Annotated in this window: 6 protein-coding genes; 5 read left to right on the forward strand and 1 reads right to left on the reverse strand. The window is 57.8% G+C overall.

Annotated features, from left to right (window positions below):
- The first annotated feature begins 31 nt into the window (after positions 1-31).
- On the forward strand, positions 32-2,479 hold the full coding sequence (locus ACW5XC_RS16685) for a sensor domain-containing protein (protein ID WP_042054164.1): 2,448 nt from the start codon (positions 32-34) through the stop codon (positions 2,477-2,479).
- 30 nt (positions 2,480-2,509) lie between these two features.
- Here ACW5XC_RS16685 and ACW5XC_RS16690 read toward each other — a convergent pair whose 3' ends face one another.
- On the reverse strand, positions 2,510-2,788 hold the full coding sequence (locus tag ACW5XC_RS16690) for a hypothetical protein (RefSeq protein WP_042054214.1): 279 nt from the start codon (positions 2,786-2,788) through the stop codon (positions 2,510-2,512).
- A 169-nt stretch (positions 2,789-2,957) separates the two neighbouring features.
- Here ACW5XC_RS16690 and acs point away from each other — a divergent pair, with 169 nt between their 5' ends.
- From acs to accC, 4 genes are all read left to right on the forward strand, one after another.
- Positions 2,958-4,904: an acetate--CoA ligase gene (acs, locus tag ACW5XC_RS16695; protein ID WP_042054162.1), complete on the forward strand. Its 1,947-nt coding sequence runs from the start codon at positions 2,958-2,960 to the stop codon at positions 4,902-4,904.
- 288 nt (positions 4,905-5,192) lie between these two features.
- Positions 5,193-5,642 carry a type II 3-dehydroquinate dehydratase gene (gene aroQ / locus ACW5XC_RS16700; RefSeq protein WP_005338907.1) on the forward strand — a complete coding sequence of 150 codons (450 nt, stop codon included), beginning with the start codon at positions 5,193-5,195 and terminating at the stop codon, positions 5,640-5,642.
- Positions 5,643-5,678: 36 nt separating this feature from the next.
- Positions 5,679-6,137, forward strand: a complete 459-nt coding sequence (accB, locus tag ACW5XC_RS16705) for an acetyl-CoA carboxylase biotin carboxyl carrier protein (protein WP_005338908.1) — start codon at positions 5,679-5,681, stop codon at positions 6,135-6,137.
- Between the two features lie 15 nt (positions 6,138-6,152).
- Positions 6,153-7,493: an acetyl-CoA carboxylase biotin carboxylase subunit gene (gene accC, locus ACW5XC_RS16710; RefSeq protein ID WP_005338910.1), complete on the forward strand. Its 1,341-nt coding sequence runs from the start codon at positions 6,153-6,155 to the stop codon at positions 7,491-7,493.
- Positions 7,494-7,762: the final 269 nt, after the last annotated feature.

Below are 7,762 nucleotides of genomic sequence, written 5' to 3' on the forward strand. Positions count from 1 at the left end.
AAGTGATAAAACAATCAATGCCGAGGTCATCATGGATGGGAAGCTTTTCAACGCCGACACCGAGGCAATGTTGACCCAGCTGTCAGATCACACCGTCCTGGAACAGCTGATGGATAATGCCCCTCTGGGCATCGGCGTCTTTGACTGCGAATTTCGCTACCGTAAAGTCAATCAGGTGCTGGCCGACATCAATGGCAAAAGCATCGAGGAGCATCAGGGCAAGCACCTCAGAGAGGTGGTTCCCAAGCTGGCACCGACGCTGGAGCCCATGTTTCAGCAGATCATGCGCAGCGGCCTGCCCTACGTGGATATCGCCATCACGGGCCAAACCGCGGCGTACGACAGCAGCTCCCGCCGTTTTCAGGCTACCTACAGCCCGATGCGTGATGAGAAAGGGGAACTGAACGGTATCCTCGCCATCGTACGGGACATCACCGAGCAGTACGAAACCGAACAACGGCTGCAGCTGGCAATGCGAGCAGCCCAAATCGGGGTGTGGGAATGGCACGTTGCGGAAGACAGACTGCTGTTCGACGGCCAAATTGAGCCGCTGCTGGGCATCGAGGCCAACCAGTTCCACGGCGGGCTGCAAGCGTTCGTCGACTGTTTTGAACCGGAATCCGGCAGCCAGCTCAAGGCCGCCCTGCAAAGTCATGACCCCATCCATCTCACCCTGAGCTACCTCACCGCGCTCAACGAGCGCCACTGGGTCGATATTCATGCCGACCATGTCCCCGCCACCGAGTCGGTCGGCCACCGGGTCATGGGGGTCATTCACAATGCCACCGCCCGCCGCCGTCAGGAGGAGCGGCTCCATCAGGCCAACGTGGTATTCGATACCACGGCCGAGGGGATCATCATCCTCGACAGCGAACACCATATTCTGTCGGTCAACCCGGCCTTCACCATGCTGACCCAATACAATGCCGAGGAGGTGATAGGCCGTACCCCGGATATCATCATGCATCCCAGGCGCTACACCGACCTCGACTATCCCTGGTATCACCTGCGCCCCGGCAACAACGCCTGGCATGGCGAGATGGTTTGTCTGCGCAAGGATGGCAGCTACTTCTCCTCCTGGCAGCAGATCAGCGCTGTCTATGACAACTTCAACAACACTACTCACTATGTGATCGCCCTTTCCGACATCAGCGCCATTCGCAAGGTGGAGGCCGAACTGAATCACCTTGCCTATCACGATCCCCTGACCGAGCTGGGCAATCGTCATCTGTTGCAGGAGCGGCTAGCCCTTGAGCTGAAAACCGCGCAGCTCAATCGCAAACGGTTGGGGCTGCTCTTTATCGATCTGGATGGCTTCAAGCTGATCAACGACAGCCTGGGCCACGGAGTTGGCGATGAGCTACTCAAGCGGCTGGCAGAGCGGATCCGCGGCTGCCTGCAGCACAACGATCTGGCGACCCGCCTCGGGGGAGACGAGTTTCTGGTGCTGATCCCCTATCTGGAGGAGCCTGACGAGCTAGCAACCCTCGCCAATACCCTGCTGACCGTGTTGCGTGAACCGGTTGAGCTGGCCCATGAGCTGGTGGCAATCTCGGCAAGTATCGGTATCGCCATCTATCCCGATCATGCAGACAGCCCGGAAACCCTGGTCAGCGCCGCCGACAGCGCCATGTACGAGGCGAAAAGTCAGGGGCGCAATGGATTCCAGTTCTATACCCCCTGCATGGCGGCTCGAGCCCGCGAGCGGATGCAGATTGAGCAGGGTCTGCTCAAGGCCCTGGAGCTCGAACAGCTCTGCATTTTCTATCAACCCATGACCAATCTGGCCAACGGCCACCTGAGTGGACTGGAAGCCCTGCTGCGCTGGCAGCATCCGAATGAGGGAATGATAGCGCCGACCCGTTTTATTCCGGTGGCAGAGGAGTGCGGCCTGATCGAGAAAATTGGGGAGTGGGTGATGCGCAACGCCTGCGAGCAGGGACAAAACTGGCTGGCCGCCGGACTGCCGGTGCCTCGCTTGTCAGTCAACGTCTCAGTGCGGGAAATGCGCTCCCCGGGCTACGTTGAACGGGTCGCCGCTATTCTGGCCGAGACCGGATTTCCACCAGAACGGCTGGAGATTGAAGTGACGGAGAGCATCATCCAGCGGGTCGAACAGAGTTTGGATCTCTTTACCCGCCTGAAAAATCTCGGCGTGCAGATTGCCATCGATGACTTTGGCACCGGCTTCTCGTCACTGAGTCTGCTCAAGACCCTGCCGATCGATCGCATCAAGATCGACCGGGCGTTTGTGCAGGCATTACCGGAAGACAAGAACAGTCGGGAGCTCTGCCGCACCATCATCAATCTGGCCGACAGTCTGGATATGGAGGTCACCGCCGAAGGGATTGAAACCAAGGCACAACACGCCTTTTTGCAGTCACTCAACTGCGGCGAAGGACAGGGTTATCTGTTCAGCAAACCACTGCATGTAGAACAGATGCACGAACGCTTGGATTGCCAAAACGTTCAACATTAGCGATACCAAGGAAACAAACGGCCAATCAAACTACTTTCCAAACGTCAGGGTAGGAACACCACCATTATCCAGGTCATTGGCCATGCGAGTGAGCGGTGAGTCGCCAGAGTAACGGGATCCTGGCTCACTGAGGGAAAACTTGGTTCCCGACTTTTTGTCCTGCCATGCATGACCAAGCTGATCAGCAACCCGCTCCCGCACAGTCAGTGAAGGCTCCTGGTGTGTAATCGCAAACTCTTTGGGAGGGTTGTCTGCAAGAACAGTCGTATCAAACTGCCACAGGGATGCACAGAGCAATAGAGAGAACATAACTACCTCCATCCATCGAAGTCCTCCTTTTTACCGACTCACTGCGTGAGTGTCACCCATAACCCTGTAACCAAATGTTGCTGTCTATCCAAAAGTCTAATTGCCCCCATCAGCCAAAGGTATAAGTTGTTACTTAATTATTAAAAGTATGTATTCAAAGGAGTGAGTGATGAGCGAGAGCAAGGTCTACCCGGTCAAACCCCACATCAGCAGCAATGCACTGCTCGACAAGGGCGACTACGCCGCCATGTATCAGGCCTCCGTCGAGGATCCCGATACCTTCTGGGGAGAGCAGGGAAAAATTCTCGACTGGATGAAACCCTATACCAAGGTCAAGAACACCTCCTACGATCCGGGCCATGTCTCCATCAAATGGTTTGAAGATGGCCAGCTCAACGTCTCGGCCAACTGTCTCGATCGCCATCTCGCCGAACGGGGTGACAAGGTCGCCATCATCTGGGAAGGGGACAACCCCGCCGAAGATCGCAAACTCACCTACCGCGAACTGCACAGCGAAGTGTGCAAGTTTGCCAACGTATTGAAAGCACAAGGGGTACACCGCGGCGATGTGGTCTGCCTCTATATGCCCATGGTGCCCGAAGCCGCCATCGCCATGCTGGCCTGTACCCGCATCGGCGCGGTACACAGCATCGTATTCGGCGGCTTCTCGCCGGAAGCGCTGGCTGGTCGCATCATCGACTCGGGCTCGCGCATCGTCATCACCGCCGACGAGGGGCTGCGTGGTGGCCGTCCGGTGCCGCTCAAGAAGAATGTGGATGAAGCGCTCACTAACCCGGATACCCAGGTCAACAAGGTGATCGTGCTCAAGCGCACCGGCGGCAATGTCGCCTGGCACAACCACCGCGACATCTGGTGGCACGAAGCGACCGCCACCGTCAGCAGCGACTGCCCGCCCGAGGCGATGAACGCCGAAGATCCGCTCTTTATCCTCTATACCTCCGGCTCCACCGGCAAACCCAAGGGTGTGCTGCACACCACTGGCGGCTATCTGGTTTATGCCACCCTCACCTTCAAATATGTGTTCGACTACCACGAAGAGGATATCTACTGGTGTACCGCCGATGTGGGCTGGGTCACCGGCCACTCCTATCTGGTCTACGGGCCGCTCGCCAATGGTGCCACCACCATCATGTTCGAAGGGGTGCCCAACTACCCGGCCACCAACCGCATGAGTCAGGTGGTGGACAAGCACCAGGTCACCATCCTCTATACCGCCCCCACTGCCATCCGCGCCCTGATGGCCAAGGGTAACGAAGCGGTCACCGGCACGTCACGCCAGAGCCTGCGCATCATGGGTTCGGTGGGTGAACCCATCAACCCGGAAGCCTGGGAGTGGTACTACCGCACCATTGGTGATGAGCGCTGCCCCATTGTCGATACCTGGTGGCAAACCGAGACCGGCGGCATCCTGATTACGCCGCTGCCCGGCGTCACCGACCTGAAACCGGGCTCGGCGACTCGTCCCTTCTTCGGGGTGCAACCGGCGCTGGTCGACAACATGGGCGAGCCGCTGGAGGGGGCCACCGAGGGCAATCTGGTGATCACCGACTCCTGGCCGGGTCAGATGCGCACCGTATTCGGCGATCACGAGCGGTTCGAGCAGACCTACTTCTCCACCTTCCCAGGCCGCTACTTCACCGGCGACGGTGCCCGTCGCGACGAGGACGGCTACTACTGGATTACCGGTCGGGTGGATGATGTACTGAACGTCTCCGGCCACCGCATGGGTACCGCCGAAATTGAATCGGCGCTGGTGGCCCATCCCAAGATCGCTGAAGCCGCGGTGGTGGGGGTTCCTCACGAGATCAAGGGTCAGGGCATCTATGCCTATGTCACCCTGATCGCCGGGGAAGAGCCAAGCCGCGAGCTGCATAAAGAGGTGAAGGAGTGGGTGCGCAAGGAGATTGGCGCCATCGCCACTCCGGATGTCATTCACTGGGCGGAGGGGCTGCCGAAGACCCGTTCCGGCAAGATCATGCGCCGCATCTTGCGCAAGATCGCCACCGGCGAGACCGACAGCCTGGGGGATATCTCCACCCTGGCGGATCCGGGGGTAGTAGACAAACTCATCCGCGAGAAGTCGGAAGCAGCCTGATCCCGCTTCGTTTGTTGCTCAACAAAGCCGGCCCTGTGCCGGCTTTGTCGTTTCTTATCTGCCAGCAAACAGCAAGGTGGCAGCGACGAAGTATCTCAGGTCGAAACGTGCAATAAATAGCCAGATGTAGAGATTAGACCAGTAAAATGCTGCTAATTTTCACGAAATCAATATAATTGCGAAATCTGTGTGCCAGGGCACACCGATTTGCGCAGAAAATGGCTAGATTTCTGGTAGTCCACAAGATAGCTGATAGATAGCAGCATTATCATCGAGGATGTACTCAATATGTCGCAAAATCACCGAATTCTCCTGCTCAACGGACCAAACCTGAATCTGCTGGGCAAACGGGAACCGGGTATCTACGGCAGCAAGACGCTTGATGAGATCGTCGCCGATCTGAAGCTTAACGCCAGCGAACTCGGTGTCACTCTGGAACATCTGCAATCCAATGCCGAACATGAGTTGGTCGGCCGCATCCATCAGGCCATGGGCCAGGTGGATTTTATCATCATCAATCCAGCCGCCTTCACCCACACCAGCGTCGCCATTCGCGATGCGCTGCTGGGTGTCGCCATCCCTTTTATCGAGGTTCACCTGTCAAACGTCCATGCCAGGGAGCCGTTCCGTCATCACTCCTATCTGTCTGATGTCGCCAAAGGGGTCATTTGTGGTCTGGGGGCCGATGGCTACCAATTCGCTTTAACCGCGGCCGTGCACCATCTGCGCGCGGCTTGATAATCACTGATCAGATAAAGAAGAAAGAGAATGCTAATGGATATCCGCAAAATCAAGAAGCTGATTGAACTGGTTGAAGAGTCCGGCATCGCCGAACTGGAGATCTCCGAAGGTGAAGAGTCCGTTCGCATCAGCCGCAACTTCTCCGGTCAGGTGACCACCGCCATGCCGCAGATGATGATGCAGCAAGCCGCTCCGGTTGCCGCACCTGCTGCTGCCGCCCCGGTTGCCGCCGCACCGGCCGCAGATGCCGCCCCGAGCGGTCACCTGATGCGCTCCCCGATGGTTGGCTCCTTCTACCGCTCCTCCAGCCCGGATGCCAAGCCGTTCGCGGAAGTGGGTCAGCAAGTCAATGTCGGCGACACCCTGTGCATCGTCGAAGCCATGAAAATGATGAACCAAATCGAGTCTGACAAGGCCGGTGTGATCAAAGCGATCCTGGTTGAAAATGGTCAGGCCGTCGAATTTGACGAGCCGCTGTTCATCATCGAATAAGGGAAATCGCCACCCATGTTGGACAAAGTAGTCATCGCCAACCGCGGTGAAATTGCCCTGCGGATCCTGCGCGCCTGTAAAGAGCTCGGGATCAAGACAGTGGCCGTTCACTCCACCGCCGACCGGGAGCTCAAGCATGTGCTGCTGGCCGACGAATCCATCTGTATCGGCAGACCGGCCAGTACCGAATCCTACCTCAACGTCCCGGCCATCATCGCCGCCGCCGAGGTAACCGGTGCCGTGGCCATCCACCCGGGTTACGGCTTCCTCTCCGAGAACGCCGATTTCGCCGAAGTGGTCGAAAAATCCGGCTTCATCTTCATCGGCCCGCGCGCCGAGACCATTCGCCTGATGGGTGACAAGGTCTCCGCCATCGAAGCGATGAAGAAAGCGGGCGTACCGTGTGTACCGGGCTCTGACGGCCCCGTCGACAACGACGCCAAGCACAACGCCGCCATTGCCAAGCGCATCGGCTATCCGGTGATCATCAAGGCCGCCGGTGGCGGTGGTGGTCGCGGTATGCGCGTGGTGCGCAATGAAGCGGAACTGGCGGGCGCCATTGCGCTGACCAAATCCGAAGCAGGCCAGTTCTTCAAGAACGACATGGTCTACATGGAGAAGTACCTGGAAAACCCGCGCCACATCGAAATTCAGGTGTTGGCAGACGGCCAGGGCAACGCTCTCTATCTGGGCGAGCGTGACTGCTCCATGCAGCGTCGCCACCAGAAAGTGGTGGAAGAGGCGCCGGCACCCGGCATCACCGCCGAAATGCGCAAGTTCATCGGCGAGCGCTGTGTGCGCGCCTGTATCGAGATCGGCTACCGCGGTGCGGGTACTTTCGAGTTCCTGTACGAGAACGGCGAGTTCTATTTCATTGAAATGAACACCCGTATCCAGGTTGAGCATCCGGTCACCGAGATGGTCACCGGTATCGATCTGATCAAGGAGCAGCTGCGCATCGCCGCCGGCCAGCCCCTGTCAATCACCCAGCAGGATATCCGCATCCGTGGCCATGCCATCGAGTGCCGGATCAACGCCGAAGATCCGGCCACCTTTATGCCCTCTCCGGGTCTGGTGCAGCGCTTCCACGCGCCGGGTGGTCTGGGCGTGCGTTGGGACTCCCACATCTATGCCGGTTACAAGGTACCGCCCCACTACGATTCAATGATCGGCAAGCTGATCTGCTACGGCGAGAATCGTGACATTGCCATCGCCCGTATGCGTCATGCGCTGGACGAGCTGGTGGTGGAAGGGATCAAGACCAACGTACCGCTGCAAAAAGAGATCATGAAAGACGAAAACTTCCAGCACGGTGGCACCAATATCCACTACCTGCACAAGAAGTTAGGTCTGTAAGGATCGCTGATAGAGACCCGATGACATTGCACGGTGGCAGTACCAACGCCCACTATCTGCACAAGAAGTTGGGTCTGTAAGGATCGCTGATAGAGACCGGACTTCCGATGGAAGTCTGCTCCGCAAGGAGCCTCTGCTGAAAAAGGGCCATGGCGACATGGCCCTTTTTTGTTATCCTTGTGCCGTCCTGAATATGGTTTACACCTTTCCCCCCCAATAAATGGAGAACCCGATGGGACAAGGTGTGAAACGGACACAGCGCGATTACT

The sequence above is a fragment of the Aeromonas sp. 25-AL00135 genome (genome assembly GCF_054052385.1).

Excerpts from the sequence above, each read along its gene's own strand:
- accC (WP_005338910.1), top strand. The coding sequence starts at position 6,153 with ATGTTGGACAAAGTAGTCATCGCCAACCGCGGTGAAATTGCCCTGCGG.
- accB (WP_005338908.1), top strand. The coding sequence starts at position 5,679 with ATGGATATCCGCAAAATCAAGAAGCTGATTGAACTGGTTGAAGAGTCC.
- aroQ (WP_005338907.1), top strand. The coding sequence starts at position 5,193 with ATGTCGCAAAATCACCGAATTCTCCTGCTCAACGGACCAAACCTGAAT.
- acs (WP_042054162.1), top strand. The coding sequence starts at position 2,958 with ATGAGCGAGAGCAAGGTCTACCCGGTCAAACCCCACATCAGCAGCAAT.
- ACW5XC_RS16690 (WP_042054214.1), bottom strand. The coding sequence starts at position 2,788 with ATGTTCTCTCTATTGCTCTGTGCATCCCTGTGGCAGTTTGATACGACT.
- ACW5XC_RS16685 (WP_042054164.1), top strand. The coding sequence starts at position 32 with ATGGATGGGAAGCTTTTCAACGCCGACACCGAGGCAATGTTGACCCAG.